The sequence below is a fragment of the Agromyces aureus genome (assembly GCF_001660485.1).
In the GTDB taxonomy this organism is placed as follows: domain Bacteria; phylum Actinomycetota; class Actinomycetes; order Actinomycetales; family Microbacteriaceae; genus Agromyces; species Agromyces aureus.
Genome location: NZ_CP013979.1, coordinates 2,727,701 through 2,742,476, shown reverse-complemented (window position 1 = coordinate 2,742,476; position 14,776 = coordinate 2,727,701). Strand labels below are relative to the sequence as shown.

Below are 14,776 nucleotides of genomic sequence, written 5' to 3'. Positions count from 1 at the left end.
CTTCTGCGAGAGTGGCTCCGAAGCGGCATGAGGAGCACGTCTGGCGGATGATTCGCAGGGCGAAGCTGGTCGGTCGGCGCGACAGGAATACGAGCGACGTCGTGCGAATGATGAGGAACGGATTCGTCAGCGTTGGGGTCGATTCGGTGGAGTCGCCGTCGCGCTCTCGGACGAGCGCCAGAGCACTCGCGCATGGAGCGTTGGCGCTGCCGGCGAGGCGATCGTTGGGGCGAGGCTCGACGGCATCCCCTCCGACCAGCTCAGGGTGCTGCATGATCGACGCATTCCGGGCTCGAGGGCCAACATCGACCACGTCGTCGTGACGCCCAGCGGCGTGTGGGTCGTGGACGCAAAACGGTACCGAGGCCGCCCTGAACTGAAAGCGGAAGGCGGGATCCTCCGCGCCCGCGTCGAATCATTGCGGGTCGGTGGCCGGGACCAGACCAAACTCGTCACCGGTGTGCAGCGCCAGGTCGAGCACGTACGAGCAGTCGTTGCGGACGTTCCGGTGACCGGTGTGCTGTGCTTCGTCGAAGCTGACTGGCCGCTGATCGGCGGATCGTTCGTCGTTCAAGGGATACACGTGCTTTGGCCACGGAAGCCTGCGGAGCGGCTCAGCAGTACCATGGGCGATGTCGACGTCGCGGCGGTGACGAACGCATTGACGGCACACTTTCCGAGTGCGACGCGAGCGCAATGAGCCCGTGAGTCCCAACAGCTCACGCTTGCTCATTGATAGATGGCTCGACCTCTCGGCGGCGCTCAATATCGATCGTGACGAACTCCACGAAATCGGTGTCACGATCAGTGGTGGGCGTCTCTTCGACGGCATCGGCGGTCGGCTCGCCGGGCCACGCGGTCTGACGGGTGGGGCGGTCTCGGTCGAGGCGGGTCCCTGAGCTGGCGACCCAGTCGTGGAGGCGGTTGCGGGCATCTGCGAAGTCGCGGTGCCAGCCGAAGGGCGCGGAGCCGTGCTGGTCGGGGTCATAGGCGCTGAGCCAGTGCAGGTGGAGAGCTGAGAGCTCCCAGACGAGTTCTGGGTGGCGGTGCCAGAGCGGCGGGACGATCGAGGCCGGAAGTCCGTAGGTTCGGCGGAGCCAGTTGACCCAGCGGTTGAGCTCAATCCACGCGGTCTCGGCTTCCTCGGCGGTGAGCAGGTTCCAGTTGACCGGGTGTGGCGGCTCGGCGAGCAGTTGCTCGCCAAGGTCGTCGAACGCGTCGTCGTCGAATGATGCGGTGAACCCGCTGGCGCCGAGCCAGGAGTCCTGCTCGGCGTCAGCGGATTCGGTGCGTGGCACTTTCATCGTCGAGCGCTCACAGCCCGAGCACGGCGTTCCCGAATGGCGACGGAACCGCATCGCGTGGGGCCGCAGCTTCACGGCCGGTGGCAGGTGCCTCGTGGGCGACGGCAATGGCATCCGTCTGGATCGTTGCCTGTCGACGGGTACGGTCGACTTCGTACTCGGTGCGGGCGAGGTCGTGGCCGAGCTTCTTGGCGACGAACTCTTCGCCGTCAACGATCTCGCCATCGCGTTCGACTTGGAAGGTCCGGACGTAGCCCTCGGCGACGAAGCTGTCGCCTTTGGCGAACCGCGTTAACGCTCGGTCGGCGGTGGCGCGGTAGGCGACGAGGTCGTGGAACGTTGGGGCGAGTTCGGTGAAGCTTCCGTCGTCTTCGCGACGAAACCGGGGCTGTCCGATGCGGGCGTAGAAGCGGGTCTCGCCGCGTTCGGTGACGGTCTGCTGGGGTTCGGTTGCGATGAACCCGGAGATCGATTGCTGGGTGTGCAGAGCCATGGGACTGTGCCTTCCTGTGATGGGCGGATCGACGGTCCGCGCTCACCATGAGGTGCGCTTCGCGCGCCAACGCGGTTCGCCTTATTACTCCTCGGTGGGCTGCGTGGTCTATTACTCCTCGGTGGGCTGCGTGGTCTCCTCTTCGGCAGGCTCGAGGGTGGTGCTGGACGGCGGCAAAGGAACGCGCAGCAGCGATTCGACCTCTTCGCGCCCGGCGCGGAGCTGCTTGGCGTCGCGCCGGCTGGTCCAAGTACGGAGGCGGGCGATGATCGGCGGCGCCGAGCGAAGCAGGATCAGGCCAGTTCCGAACGGGATCGTGCGGATCGCGTCGGGCGGCATGGTCGCGATGCGGCGAACGGAACGTTGCGCGGACCGGGACCCGCGGTCGCCGATCGTGGTCGAGTCTGTCGTATCGTCGCGGTCGCCGATCAGCGTGGAGAGGTCGTGGAGGTCCTTTGAATTCGAGGCGCCGCCCAGGACGATCTTCACAATCGAGGCATCCCAGATCGTGCTGGCGGCGCTATCGGACCACTTGGTGCGCGCCTGCGCGAGCGACTGGAGCACAGGCATGGTGGTGATGCCGGTGCCGCCGCCCTCGGCCATGAGGTTCGGCAATGAGGGAAGCGGTGCGAGGTTGCCGATCTCGTCGAGGGCGAGGAGCAACGGGGGGTCGAGTCTGGCGCCGGCATTGCGGGCGGCGAGGCGCCGGGCGGTCTCGATGAGGTCTTCGAGGAACGCAGCCACGAGCGATGCCGAGTTGTTCGCTCCGGCGCCGGTCGCGAGCAGGTACAGGGTGCCGTTGCACTGGAGGAAGACTTCCGGGTGGAACTGTTCGTCTGGCCCGGGCGAGACCGCGTCGAGCACGCGCGGGTCAGCCAGGGCGCCCAGAGAGAGCGAGACGCCCTGCCAGATGGAGTCTCGGGTGCGTGGGTCTGCCTCGAGCATGGCTTGAAGTGCGTCACCCCACCCCGTAGCGGCATCCGGGTTGGAGGTGAGGATTGCGGCCGCGTCGGCGGCTGATGCGGGGTCGAGAGTCCAGCGGAACAGCTCGGCGGGGGAGCGACGGTCGAGGGCTGCGGCGTGCAGGAGTGCTTGCAGGGCGACACGAGTCTTCGCCTCCCAGAAGCCACCGCCCTCGACGCCCCCAGCGGAGAGTCCGGTTCCGGCGGCGAGGCCGGCCGCTCGGATCATCGCGACCAGTGGATCTTCGCAGCCGCGAATCGGTGACCATCGCAGACCCGACGGGATGCAGGGCGCGAGCTGTTGGGGATCGAAGACGGCTACCGGTCCGCATTGCTGTCTCGCGCGCAAGGTGGCGGTGAGGTTGTCGGGACGGGTTGAGGTCGTGACGACGGGGCCGGGGGAATCGAGGATCGCGTTGATCACGATGTGTGCGCCTTTGCCCGACCTGGGCGGGCCGATGACCAGGATCGAGTCCTCAATGGATGCCCACACGTCGATCCCTCGCGAAGTACCGAGCCGGTAGCCGACATCCGCCGGCTTCGCGGCGTTGAGTGACGGGCGAAGATGACGGGCTCGCCGGAGGAGTCCGCGGCGAGACGCGCTGCGCGAGACGTCGGCTTTCGAAGCAACGCCGGGCAGACGGTAGGGGTCGAGGGGGCGATCCCGGTTCGAGGCTCGCAATAACCGCCAGATGACGATGCTGGAAGTGCCTACAACGGTGAGCATGACGATGGCAGTCGTCCAGTACGCGACCGGATGCAGGTCTGGAGCGCCCAGCGCAGTGCCGGGCTCGCTCGGGTCGAGGAGAACGGCAATGCCACTCGATGGGCCGCTGGTCGGTTGCGAGATGCCGGTGGCCCATGCCGCTGCGCTGCCGGCCGCGCGAAGAACCAGGGCGAGCCCAGCCGTACCGATCAGGGCGGCCATGCCGAGGTTGGTGAGCTCATCGCCGAGCCCACTCGCAGTGCGGTCGCTCGTCATGATCAGCGTGCGACGCCGGCTGCGCGCCGTTGTGTGCGTCGCGGCGCGGCAGCGAATGTGCGCTCGGCGGCGTAGCGGACGGCGGGGTCGGTGAGGGCGGTGACGTCGTCGGCATCCATGACGAGGGTGGCGATTCCATCTTGAATCAGACGGTGCGTGCCCGCACTTGCGGGCGACGTCAGAGGACCCGGGATCGCGGCGACAGGGCGGCCGAGCGCGTGGGCGATGGTGGCGACATTGAGGGATGCAGAGCGAGGGCCGGCCTCGACGATGATGGTCGCGCTGCTCAGCGCGGCCAGGAGACGGCCGCGTTGCAGGAAGCGCCATTTGGTGGGTGCTGCGCCTGGGGGGAGCTCGCCGACGAGTAGGCCGCCAGCCGCGGTGACGTCTGTGAAGAGGTCATCATGCCCGGTCGGGTTGGGTCGGTCGAGCCCGCCGGCGAGGACCACGATCGATCGTCCGTGGAACCTGGCCGTTGTGGCGCGGATTGCGGCGGCGTCAATGCCGTACGCGCCGCCCGTGACGATCACCTTTCCGCGGCTGGCGAGGTCGGTCGCGAGATCGCCCGCGATGTGATCGCCGTACGTCGTCGCTGCCCGCGCGCCGGCGATCGTGACTCGCTCGGCGATTGGGACGGTCAACGGGAAGACGTCACCCTTCAGCCAGAGCGCCAACGGCGCACTCGTCCCCAGATGATTGAGCTCGGCAGGCCAAGCTTCATCGGCCGGAGTGATCATCCTCAGATCTCTCTGCACCATACGAGCGTTGATGCGCTCTGTTTCGCCTGGGCTCAGGCGGGCAGCGAGCCGCCGCCGCCAGAGTTCGCCTTCGGCGGAGTCGATTTCGGAAGGGAGTGTGCCGCGTGATTCCAGCAGCGTGAGCGTCTCGACTGCGCCCAAACGGGCGACGAGTATGCCGGTGATGATGTCTGCGGGTTCGGCAACGGCGGCCAGCGTCATCCGTGCCGTTCGTTCGTCGAGTGCAGTCACGGCCCCTCCTCGGTGTGTCCGGAAGGTGTGCCTGCGCTGTCGTCGCGGCGCGGCATGCTGAACGTCATCAGCCGGCGCCAGCCATCATGCGTGCGGTGGTGTCGAAAGCGGCGAGCTCGTCGGGGTGCAGTTGGTGCTGCACGACGAAGCTGCGATCCTTGACTCGCCAGAGGCCCTGCCCGAGGCCGAGCGTCGGCAGCAGCTTCTGCTCGGTGCCCGACAGCCCGAGGGCTGCGGCGGTGGACCCGAGCTGATCCGGTTCTTGCCGGTAGACGATGCGGGTCTCTGCGTTCGCAAGCAAGGAGGAGGCGAGGGCGCGCATGGCGGAGCCGGAGTCGCCGACGTTGTCGAGGTCTGAGAGCTTGTGGAAGATCAACATGTTCGCGATGCCGTAGTGGCGAGCGAGTCGCCACTGAGCGTCCATGCGCCGCAGTAGTGCGGGGTACGCCATCAGCCGCCACGCCTCGTCGTAGATGACCCACCGCTGTCCGCCGTCGGGATCGGCGAGCGCGGATTCCATCCACGCCGATGAGCACGTCATGAGCACCGAGATCAGCGTCGAGTTCTCGGCAACGCGTGACAGGTCGAGCGAGACCATCGGCAGGCTCGGATCGAACCGCACCGTTGAGGGGCCGTCGAACAATCCGGCAAGGTCGCCTGCCACAAGGCGCCGAAGAGCGTGACCGACTAGGCGGCCGTCTTCGGTGAGTCGGCCATCCGGGTCATCCACGGTGCTCGGCTGGAGCACGCGGTCGACGACCATCGGCAGGATCGGCACCTCGGCGCTGCGCACCGCATCGCTGAGAGCGAGATCGATCGCTGTGTGCTCGAGGGGCGTCAGCGGGCGGTCGAGCACGGTCTCGGCAAGCGCACCGATGAGATCGCGCCGTCGCGCGGCGAGCTGCGCCGCCCATTCCGCATCGGATGCCGCGGCGGGCCTGTGCCCTTCGTCGAGAGGGTTGAGACGGTTGCGGAGTCCGTGGCCCAGGATGATCGCGCGCCCGCCGACTGCTTCGGCAACGGCGGTGTGCTCGCCCTTCGGATCACCGGGGACGTAGACGCGCCGACCGAACGGCAGCGACCGGGTGTAGAGCGATTTCGCCAGCGAGGACTTGCCGGAGCCGACGATGCCGGCCAGCACCACGTTCGGCGCCGTGATCATGCCCCGCTGGTACAGCACCCACGGGTCGTAAACGAACGAACCACCAGAGTAGAGGTCCTGACCAACGAACACCCCTGCGGATCCGAGGCCTGCCTCTGCGAGAAACGGATAGTGCCCCGCGAGCGTGGCCGATGTGTCCTGGTGCTTGGGCAGCTTGAGTCGACCGGGCGTGCGGAGCGCCGCCGGTCCAGGTTCGCCCGCCGCAGGCAGGTAAGCGGCTGCGCGAGCTTCTGCACGTTCGGCGTCTGCGTGGGCGCGCCGTTCGCTGGCGACCGCATGCTGAGCCTCGCGTTCGATCTTCGATGCGAGGCGCTTTCGACCTCGCCGCTCTCGACGAGGCTGGTCGCGAGAACTGACCAGCGGTGCGGCATGGAGGCGTTCCTCGAGGCTCACAACGACACCGCGCGCTGGCGCGACGTCGCCACGACCGGCGCTGTCGGGTTCGCCATCCAGGCGTCGGCGATCGACTGGGGCGTTCGCTCGAAGGGGGCGAGCACGCCCGATGGTGCGAAGGTGGGTTTCGCCTCGGGCTCGTAACGGCGCAAGAGCGACACGTACCCGAAGGTGTCGCTGTAGGTGAGCGCGTATGGCGAACCGAACGGCTCGATCGTGTGATCAGTGCTCCCAGCCGGCACTGCGTCGTAGACGTAGCCGTTGACGAGCGCGGCTTCGATCGTTTCGTCGCCGTGATCAAAATGCTTGAGCCGGTAGATCGCGGAGATCGGACCCTCCCGATCGATTACCGAAAGCAGGTCCTCTGCCTCCTCACCCTGCAGGAAGACGACGCTGATCCACCGCGTCGACGGCTCATCACGTTCGAAGGTGTACATGCTCGGCTCCAATCAGGGATGCTTCACAAGGAAGGTGTGCAGGACTCTCGTCTTCTCGGATGGCCTGCGTTGGTGCTTGTCTGCCCGCGCTGCTTCAAGTCGGAGAAGGCATTTGAACCGAATGCGTCCAGCAGGTCGGGTCGGCCGTGCCTATCGATCTGTCTTGGATGGGCTCGGGGATCAACTTCCGGGCCTAGACGTTTCTGCAGAGTGGGAGCGTTGCCGCAGCGAACGCCTGTGCTTGCTGTCCGGCCAGCCGTCGCACCTCGCATGACGCCTGGATCGCCGCCTGTTCGACCGTTGCGACAGCGGCGTCGAGTTCGTCGACGGTGGGCGCCGACACCGAGATCAGCCCGGTCACGCGCAGCACGCCGTGGCCCGCGGTGAGGTCTGCTTCTTGCTGGAGGACGTCGCCGTACTCCGCTGTTGCGGATGCATCCTCGATCTGGCCGACGCGGCTTCGCTGATGGGCGTCACTGATGAGCTCGGTCTTCTTCTTCCGGAGGTCTCGCGCCGCCTGATCGGCGCGCACTGGGATGTAGTGCAGCGATAGGGTACGAAGGACGCCGTTCGTGAAGACGAGCGGTGCAAGGAATCCGGGGAAGACCTGCGATCTTGGCCATTCGCAGATCCAGAGCACCGCGTGGAACGCCGTGTCCGTGCGAAGGCGGTCCCAGGACTCTGTGACGGCGACCGGGCCGGCGGTGGCGAGGTCTCGACCGACACTCGGATGACGGTCGAGCTCGACGCCAACCGCGGGGTCGTATGCCGTGCGAAGAGCTGTTGCGAGTTCCGGAGCGGTGATCCAACCGCCGACGATGAGGTCAGCGGTGCGCAGGGCGCCGGACAGCGCGGTCATTTCCTGTCGGAGCACGGCAGCCGCACCGCGCATGCCGCCGCCGTTCGCGCGTACTTGCCTCGAGGCGGCGTTCAAGTCGAGCGCGAGGCTGATCGTGGTTGCGTGCCGCTCGCCGGCTGGTCCGGCGCGTTCGATGAGGTCGCGGTAGGTGTTCGCGGCCCACGAGTCGTCGTCGGTGCCGTGGTGTTCCCACCATTCGGCGAGTCCGGTGGCGGAGTCGGGGAGGGTGCGTTCGCTGACCTGGATGCGTGCGAGCCGACCTGAGCGGCACGCGCCGGCGAGCACGCGACCCCACCCTTGCACTCGTCGGTGCTGCTCGCCGGGGTCGACGAGTGCGAACGCCGGGTGAGAGATCGAGACGATCGCCGTGAGGGTTTGCTCGTGCGGGTCATGGATCATCACCGCTCCTGACTCTGGATCCTGCCACTCGCGGAGCGCGGCCGCGTCGCCGGGGAGCGCGAGCGTGCCCACCGGGCGGGGCCGCATGATCCTGCGCCGGTAGGTGAGCTGACCGCGCGCAGCGCGAAGCATCCATTTGGTCGTGATGGGCACCCATTCGACGAGCTTCCTTCCGCCGATCGGGATCACCGCGGTGAGTGCTGCGGGCCCCCAAATCGGCGAGGTCCAGGCGACGCCGGATGCCCCGGCCGTGTAGAGCGCGCTCACGAGCGTGAGCAGTGCGGTACCCAACGCGACGAATTGCGGCATGGACAGGCGGAGTATCACCCCTCGTTTGGTGAGCCGGGAGAACTGCACCGGGGCGAGCCTCGTGCCGAAGAGGGCGGTGTCGTTGTGCATGGTCAGGCATCCTTTCGCGGAGGCATCGGGGTGATGGGCAGGCTCGGTTCAGGGGGCCGCGGGCGCGATTCCGGGGCAGGTGGCAGGGATGCCGTGGGCGTTGCGCTTGCGGACGCATCCGCGGTACCCGCATGCGCGTCGCCGACTTGACCGAGGGAGCTACCGAATCGATGACCGGCGCTCGCCGTTGCCCCGACTACCTGCGCGCCTGCGACGGCAGCGAGTCCGATTGGGCCAGCGGCTGCCCCTGCTCCTGACGCCGCAGCTGTGCCGGCCCCAGCCGAGGCGCCACTTCCCGCGGCGCCTGCCCGCGCCGACGACGCCGCACCACCGCTCGAGGCGGGCGATGAGCCACCGGCGTGCCCAGCGGTCGCACCAGTCGGCGTTGCGGGTGCAGCGCCGCCGGCATCACTGCCGCCGCGACCGCCGTCGAGCACCTTCTTGGCGTTGTCGAGGCTTGGACCGCTGGGCACCGGTACCGGGCGATTCAGTGCGGACTTCGCCTCCTGCTCGCTGGACATCGCGTGATACATGTCGAATCCGACGAAGTTCAAGAACTTGTAGGTGATGTATGGCGCGAACGCGGCGACGAACATCAACACGATGCCAGCGATCGGGTCGCTGATCGAGGCGAGATCCGCGTCGATTGGGGCGGCCACCTGGGCGATGGCGACGAGGAAGATCACGACGAGCACGAGCTTCGACAGCACGAGGGCCACGACGAACGCGACCCACTTGCCGAACCATCCCTTCGTGGCATCCCAGGTCGCGCCGGCCAATGCGATCGGGCCGAATACGACCGCGACCAGCAAGAGCGCCTTGCGGATCAGCAGGGAGAACCAGACGATCGCCGCGGCGCTGATCGCGAGGGCGGACAGGAAGATCGTGATGATCGCTCCCACGCCCGGGGCCCCAATATTGATCGTCGCGAGGCCGCTGGCAAGGAGGGCGATGCGGTCACCCATGCCCGCCATCGTGTTGCCCGTGGCTTGAACGATGCCGATCGCGAGCTGGTCGGTGATCTCGAGCAGCAGCGCGGTCAGGCCGACGATCACGAACGAGCCGAGGATCGATTTCGCCAGACCGAGGCCGGCGCGGGGGAGCGCGGTCGGGTCGCGGTGCACGAGCCCGGTGATCAGCTGCAGGAAGAAGAAGATCAGCGTGACAAATACGGCGACGCCGAACAGGACGTTGAAGACCTGCAGGTAGGTCGGGTCGGTGACATCGACGAGGGTGGTGGTGTCGAACGCCGTCCAGACGGCTTCGAACATCCATGCCGCGGCCGAGCCCATCGCCGAGGCCAGCCAATCGAACGGCGCTGTGACGAGCGACGCGGTGCCCTCGCCGACGTTCGTGCAGACTTCGGCGATGACTGGGACGTCGCAGATGCTCATCGTCCTGCCTCTCGGCGGATGCCGCTGTCGATCAGATGGCTTGGCCGACGTTCCAGAAGAAGTTCGTCAGCGTCACCGCAGCGCCGCAGATGATCGCTGCGCCGCACGCGATCAGTACGCCTGACTTGCCCCGCGATGCCAGGTGCGGATTCGACGAGTTCGCGCCGAAGCCCCAGACGATTGCAGCGATGATCAGCGCGAGCACGGCGAGGATCAAGCCGACGGTCATGACTGCGCCGACGATGACACGGAGTTGGTCGATGCCGGGCAGGCCGGTGCCATTGGGGTCGATGTCGATCATGGTGAGCTCCTCAACTCTCAAAGCGGGAATCACCCTGAGGTGCGCAATTGCTACCGGGCAGTTGAGGGCGCAGAGGAGGGGTTAGAGCTGACCGATCGCCTCGGCGAGCACGAGTTCCGTTGCCTGGCCAATCTGCTGCTGCCCCTTGCCGGATTCGAAGTACATCGAGCAGGTGGCAGCCAAGGCGTGCTGCTTCTCCGATGGCGGCGCCGACAAGAGCCCTCGCCACTACGCGTCGTTGCCGCGCGTGCCAGTTGGTGCATCGTCCGCCAATCAGTCAGCACTTCAGCACTGCAGGGTCGGTTACATCCCTGAGCCGACCGAGAGCAGGAAGTTCGCCCACGCGATACCGCAGCCGGCCAATGCTGTTGAGCCAGCGGCGACCAACACCCCAATGCGAGCACGAGTGGCCGTCTGAACATGGCCATTCGACGATGCAAGCGCCCACGTCACGGCGCTGATGATGAGCATGAGCACGGCGAATATCAGCACGTAGGTCATGAGCGCGCCGATGATGCTGCGAAGCTCTGCGGCGGCGCCGACGGCACCGAAGTCGGGGAAGATGTCCATTTCAGGGTGTCCTTTCGGGGCGGCATCCGGCGATCGTAAGCTCGGAATCGGCGACACCTGCTGCGCCGTGTTCTGTGAGCCAGTCGACGGCATTCACGGCGGGCTCGTTTTGACCGCCGGGGTGGATCTCGAGGTGCAGGTGCGGGCCAGTCGATTTGCCTGCTGAGCCGACGTCGCCGATGTGCTGGCCGGCCGCCACGGTGTCTCCGACGGCGACGTGGATGCCCTCGTCGTGCATGTGTGCGTAGAAGGAGGCGACCGTCAGGCCGGCGACTGTGTGCTCGAGCACGATCAGCCCGCCGTACGTTCCGCGTTCACCGGCGAAGACAACTCGGCCGTCCGCCACGGCCAGGATCGCCGTGCCCGCAGGCGCCGCCAGGTCGCTGCCGGCGTGGAACCGGCGCTCGCCGGTGACTGGGTCGACACGCCAACCGAAGCTGTCGGTGCCCGTGTAGGTGCCATCCGGCAGGGGGAACACGACCCGTGTGGTCTCCGGCACGCGTGGGGGAGCGGCCCCTGCGCCGTTGCCTGCACGCCCGCCGGAGCGAGTGAGCTCCGTGAGGATCGACTCGGCGACCGGTTCGTACTCGCGGTAGCGATCTGGGAAGGCGCTGACTTCGACGGCCTGAGCCGCGGCACCGCGGTCGAGCTCCCGCCAACCGAAGACGTCGAGCAGGCCCCGTGGCGAGCCCGCGTTCGGCCCAGTCGTACCGCCGTAGAAGGCGCGGGCTTGGTAGTCCGGGTTCATCAGCTCCGCGACGCTGCCCCATCCAGACGCCGGCCGCATCTGGAACAGTCCGAGCGAATCATGATCAGAGCCGTTGCCGTCATTGGGGTACCCGGCCGATTCGGGGTGCGCGCTGGGATTCGCGAGCATCCTGAGACCGGATTCGGTGAGCGCGGCCATGATGGCGATGATCACGCCGTCGCGATCGACCCCGACTGTTTGTGAGCCGACCGTCGTGATCGTCGCAGCGTGGCCGAGCTGGCTCTTGTTCAGAGCGATGGTGTGGCCGGATCGGGTCGTAGCCGTCAGTGAGTCGGGGATATCTCCGATGATCAATGAACCCGATGCGCAGGCTCGTGCTGCGGGGTTCACGAACGCGGCAACGCCGACGAGCGCTGCCGGTGGGCCGGCAAAGATCAGAACGAGAAGGATGATGACGAGGCGATGCATCCGCGGGCCTCACTGGAGCGACGCATCGGGTCGGGAGAGTCGAAGCAGTCGGCACGGGTGCGAGTCCGGGCAGTCGATGAAGACCGTGAAGGACACGGCGCGTTCGGTTGCGACTGGAGTGCCCTTCCACGTTCCGTGTCGCTCCGCGGTTCCCGAGATCGTGAACGCGGATGCGCCGGGAGGAAGCTGCAACGCAGAGGCTTGCGACCGAGCGGCAGCCCAGGCATCTGGCACTTTGATCGCCTCGATGCGAAGTCGCTGGCGGGTGCCGTATGTCCGCAACTCGTCCCAGAGTGCGCCGTCCGGGATGTACGAGCGCACGTCGGCCGCGACGCCGTTCGCCTCGTCGCCATCGCTCGCGTCGATGAGCGGCTGTGCCCAAGCATTCGCACCGCCGTCGGCCCGAGTGTCCCAACCGAACAGCGCGCTGCCGACGCTCCGCGCGAACCGGCCGGCGTCCTTGGTTTCTGCAACGGCATTCGGCGTCGCCACGGACTCACGCGGAGCCGGTCGCGAGCTCGCCGTGGTCGTCTGCAGCTCGGCCGTCTGTGCGGCGGCAGGACCGCGAAGCAGACCGAAGAGTCCGACGCCAATGAGCGCGAGCAGGATGGTCGCGCCGCCGATGAGGGCGATCATCGCGCTGCGGCTTCGCATGGATGTCACGAGCTGCTTCCTCCCCGACCTCGATGGCTTCAGTCATCGGAGAGGAGAGCCGCGTCATCCTGATGCGGCGAGGGCGCGACGTCGGAGATTGCGAAGCGACTCGGCGAACTCGACTGATCCTTCGAGCGTCGCCTCGAACTGGTCCCACTGCTCGTCGGTCAGCGCTGCCGCCACCTCTTCGGCATCGAAGCGCCGCCACCACTCGTGCAGGTCCGACCACTGCAGGACGAATGCGCGAGCCGGAAGTCTCAGGAGCTCGCCGTCATCCTGTGCTGCCGACACACGACCGCGCCGCTTGGACCGCGGCTCCGACTTCACCCGAGTGAGTGCCGTCTGCGCGAGCTGCTGCAGTTCCGCCTCCTCGTCGAGGTCATCACTGCCTTCGAGCTGCTCCGTCACCGCGCGCAGCGTGGGCTTCACGGGCGCCCCGCCATCGATGGCTTCGAGAGCCCGCCTCGCATCTGCTCGGACGTCTGCCGGTGCGGTCTCGTCATCCGCGATCTGCTGCAGCCGCGCGATGCGTTCGTGCGTGTTGTACGAGCGAGAGCCGCTGACGAGTTGGGCGGCCTGGGCGCGGGCATCCCCGGACCCGCGTGGACTCGGTGCCGCACCCGGTGCGGCACCGTCCGGGTGAGCTCCGGCTGCTTGGAACCGGCTCGCCTGCTGCCGCCTCTGGGCATCCTCCGCGAGGAGTTCCTTGACTTCCCGGTACAGGGCGGCAGCCTCGGTCGGCGCGAGGGACTTGTGCATCGCGTTGTCGTCTTGTTCAGCGAGCAGCCGGGCGAGATCATCGGAGATTCCCGATCGTACCCAGACACTGACCTGTCGGAGCCCGAGCAGCCGAAGGGCAGCGAGGCGGCGCGCGCCGCAGACCAGATCCCCATCCGGCGTGACGGTGATCGGCTGCAACAGGCCCTGCCGCTCGATCGAGGCGGCGAGCCCCTTGATGTCGCCGAGGTCGCGGCGGTGACGCGCACCGATGCGGATCGATTCGATCGACCGATCGAGCTCGATGTGCCCCTGCCCGCCGGTCATGAGAGCACCCGCGGCGCATTGACGACGATCTCCGTCACCAGGTCATCGTCATGCAGGAGCGCACGGAGCGGCTCCCCGACGAGCAGGCGCCACAGGATGCCGCGGCCGGCGACCGTGTGCTGATGCAACGGATCACAGCAGCCGAGCAACGTCTTGAGCATTGCGAGCCACGCTCGTTGGTGCAGATCCAGGTGGGCGCGGGCCGCGGCATCTCGTCGGAGCGATTCGTACGCGGATGCCCGTGACGGCGCATCGGCGAGGCGGCCGCAGACATACTCGACTCCGGAACGGGCGCGGTCTCGAGGCCAGCCGAGGAGACTGAAGAGCATGATCGCGTCTCGAACGGCGGCGCTCACGTCCTCGCGGCTGCTGTGGTCCGGGTCGAAGTCAACCGGTTCAGTGCGGAACGCCGGGTGATACTCGGGCAGCTCGTGTTCGCGGTCGCTGAATCGCTCGGCGTCGTGGAAGGCCGACACCTTCGCTCGCCGCGCCTGATGCACCGAGCAGAGCAACCCCTGCGCGCGCTCCTCGGCGATGCAGGTCACCTGCACCGCGCGGGTGACAAGTGCCCACGGGTCGTCGGCGCGAAGCGTAGCTGGCGCACGCATCGCGTCGAACGCGGCCGACGCTGCCTCCCATGGATCGAGGCCGTGCTTGCGCGCAAGCGCCGAGTACTTCTCCGCCGCGAATTGCAAGAGGGCGGATGCTTCGGGGTCGGTGCGCCAAGCAGCGCCATCGGATTCCTGCAGCCGCCGAAGCAGTGTTCGCAGGCCTTCTGAACTGCGAAACGCCTGCGTGGCGTCCTCCTGAGTCGAGCGCCAGTTCATCGCGGCACCTCCTGTCGGTTCGGTGCGTGTTGCCGCGGTCAGCAGGATGCTCATGATTCACCGCCGTCCGAGGCCCGGACGGGCGAATTTCGTGGGCGAAGGGGAGCGCCCGAACTCGGAGAGGGGAGGGAGCTTGGCAGCGCGCTCCCGGATCGCGCGCCGGGTGGATGCCGGTGCTCGGCGCAGGCGGCGAGCGAGGTCCGCTTCTAGATCGAGGCCGCGACCGGCGACTCGTCCAGTGCTCGAGCTCAAGAGATCTGAAGCACGAACCCAGACGATTCCCGGCCGCTGGTCGGACCCGTTCGACTCACCCGCGAGACGTTCCGTTCCGATCGTGGATCGGGATGCGTCGACGAGAGCTCGAATGCGCTCACGAAGATCAACCTCTCTGACACCTGACTGGGTCAGAGTCTTCCTGGCCGCCTGATCG

15 protein-coding genes are annotated in these 14,776 nt (G+C 67.3%); 1 reads left to right on the top strand and 14 read right to left on the bottom strand.

All coding sequences use genetic code 11. The features are described 5' to 3' along the window. Positions 1-40 precede the first annotated feature (40 nt). Positions 41-700: a nuclease-related domain-containing protein gene (locus ATC03_RS19805; RefSeq protein WP_084003463.1), complete on the top strand. Its 660-nt coding sequence runs from the start codon at positions 41-43 to the stop codon at positions 698-700. Positions 701-719: 19 nt separating this feature from the next. On the opposite strand, the gene ATC03_RS12305 is transcribed toward ATC03_RS19805, so the two are convergent. The 14 genes from ATC03_RS12305 to ATC03_RS12240 form a co-directional block, all read right to left on the bottom strand. Next, a complete protein-coding gene (locus ATC03_RS12305; RefSeq protein WP_227820086.1) occupies positions 720-1,358 on the bottom strand; it encodes a DUF4913 domain-containing protein in 639 nt (212 codons plus the stop codon). Continuing rightward, complete coding sequence (locus ATC03_RS12300; RefSeq protein WP_067877462.1) at positions 1,315-1,797, bottom strand: single-stranded DNA-binding protein; 483 nt, start codon at positions 1,795-1,797, stop codon at positions 1,315-1,317. Before ATC03_RS12300 ends, ATC03_RS12305 begins: the two co-directional genes overlap by 44 nt. A 111-nt stretch (positions 1,798-1,908) precedes the next feature. Beyond that, entirely contained in the window at positions 1,909-3,741 is a 1,833-nt protein-coding gene (locus ATC03_RS12295) for a type IV secretory system conjugative DNA transfer family protein (RefSeq protein ID WP_067877459.1), read from the bottom strand. A 2-nt stretch (positions 3,742-3,743) separates the two neighbouring features. Continuing rightward, positions 3,744-4,730: a DNA-processing protein DprA gene (locus tag ATC03_RS12290; RefSeq protein ID WP_152030948.1), complete on the bottom strand. Its 987-nt coding sequence runs from the start codon at positions 4,728-4,730 to the stop codon at positions 3,744-3,746. A gap of 67 nt (positions 4,731-4,797) precedes the next feature. Further along, positions 4,798-6,285, bottom strand: coding sequence for a TraC family protein (locus ATC03_RS12285; protein WP_067877453.1), 1,488 nt, complete (start codon positions 6,283-6,285; stop codon positions 4,798-4,800). After that, positions 6,282-6,722: a hypothetical protein gene (locus ATC03_RS12280; protein WP_067877450.1), complete on the bottom strand. Its 441-nt coding sequence runs from the start codon at positions 6,720-6,722 to the stop codon at positions 6,282-6,284. The genes ATC03_RS12285 and ATC03_RS12280 overlap by 4 nt, the downstream gene beginning before the upstream one ends. A gap of 193 nt (positions 6,723-6,915) precedes the next feature. Then, positions 6,916-8,379: an SCO6880 family protein gene (locus ATC03_RS12275; protein WP_067877447.1), complete on the bottom strand. Its 1,464-nt coding sequence runs from the start codon at positions 8,377-8,379 to the stop codon at positions 6,916-6,918. A gap of 2 nt (positions 8,380-8,381) precedes the next feature. Next, complete coding sequence (locus ATC03_RS12270) at positions 8,382-9,773, bottom strand: conjugal transfer protein TrbL (RefSeq protein WP_067877444.1); 1,392 nt, start codon at positions 9,771-9,773, stop codon at positions 8,382-8,384. A 31-nt stretch (positions 9,774-9,804) separates the two neighbouring features. Beyond that, positions 9,805-10,074, bottom strand: coding sequence for a DUF6112 family protein (locus ATC03_RS12265; protein WP_067877441.1), 270 nt, complete (start codon positions 10,072-10,074; stop codon positions 9,805-9,807). A gap of 303 nt (positions 10,075-10,377) precedes the next feature. Then, on the bottom strand, positions 10,378-10,644 hold the full coding sequence (locus ATC03_RS12260; RefSeq protein WP_067877438.1) for a DUF6112 family protein: 267 nt from the start codon (positions 10,642-10,644) through the stop codon (positions 10,378-10,380). Between the two features lies 1 nt (position 10,645). Next, a complete protein-coding gene (locus ATC03_RS12255) occupies positions 10,646-11,821 on the bottom strand; it encodes a M23 family metallopeptidase (RefSeq protein WP_067877435.1) in 1,176 nt (391 codons plus the stop codon). Between the two features lie 9 nt (positions 11,822-11,830). Beyond that, the gene (locus ATC03_RS12250; RefSeq protein WP_152030947.1) at positions 11,831-12,484 is read right to left on the bottom strand and encodes a hypothetical protein; all 654 of its coding nucleotides are present in this window, start codon (positions 12,482-12,484) and stop codon (positions 11,831-11,833) included. Positions 12,485-12,538: 54 nt separating this feature from the next. After that, the gene (locus ATC03_RS12245; protein ID WP_067877431.1) at positions 12,539-13,519 is read right to left on the bottom strand and encodes a ParB N-terminal domain-containing protein; all 981 of its coding nucleotides are present in this window, start codon (positions 13,517-13,519) and stop codon (positions 12,539-12,541) included. Continuing rightward, entirely contained in the window at positions 13,516-14,400 is an 885-nt protein-coding gene (locus ATC03_RS12240; protein WP_335622233.1) for a hypothetical protein, read from the bottom strand. The genes ATC03_RS12245 and ATC03_RS12240 overlap by 4 nt, the downstream gene beginning before the upstream one ends. Positions 14,401-14,776: the final 376 nt, after the last annotated feature.

What these genes read in the sequence shown, in the direction of transcription:
- ATC03_RS12305 (WP_227820086.1), bottom strand. Translation starts at nt 1,358, where the DNA reads ATGCGGTTCCGTCGCCATTCGGGAACGCCGTGCTCGGGCTGTGAGCGC.
- ATC03_RS12300 (WP_067877462.1), bottom strand. Translation starts at nt 1,797, where the DNA reads ATGGCTCTGCACACCCAGCAATCGATCTCCGGGTTCATCGCAACCGAA.
- ATC03_RS12295 (WP_067877459.1), bottom strand. Translation starts at nt 3,741, where the DNA reads ATGACGAGCGACCGCACTGCGAGTGGGCTCGGCGATGAGCTCACCAAC.
- ATC03_RS12280 (WP_067877450.1), bottom strand. Translation starts at nt 6,722, where the DNA reads ATGTACACCTTCGAACGTGATGAGCCGTCGACGCGGTGGATCAGCGTC.
- ATC03_RS12275 (WP_067877447.1), bottom strand. Translation starts at nt 8,379, where the DNA reads ATGCACAACGACACCGCCCTCTTCGGCACGAGGCTCGCCCCGGTGCAG.
- ATC03_RS12270 (WP_067877444.1), bottom strand. Translation starts at nt 9,773, where the DNA reads ATGAGCATCTGCGACGTCCCAGTCATCGCCGAAGTCTGCACGAACGTC.
- ATC03_RS12265 (WP_067877441.1), bottom strand. Translation starts at nt 10,074, where the DNA reads ATGATCGACATCGACCCCAATGGCACCGGCCTGCCCGGCATCGACCAA.
- ATC03_RS12260 (WP_067877438.1), bottom strand. Translation starts at nt 10,644, where the DNA reads ATGGACATCTTCCCCGACTTCGGTGCCGTCGGCGCCGCCGCAGAGCTT.
- ATC03_RS12255 (WP_067877435.1), bottom strand. Translation starts at nt 11,821, where the DNA reads ATGCATCGCCTCGTCATCATCCTTCTCGTTCTGATCTTTGCCGGCCCA.
- ATC03_RS12245 (WP_067877431.1), bottom strand. Translation starts at nt 13,519, where the DNA reads ATGACCGGCGGGCAGGGGCACATCGAGCTCGATCGGTCGATCGAATCG.
- ATC03_RS12240 (WP_335622233.1), bottom strand. Translation starts at nt 14,400, where the DNA reads ATGAGCATCCTGCTGACCGCGGCAACACGCACCGAACCGACAGGAGGT.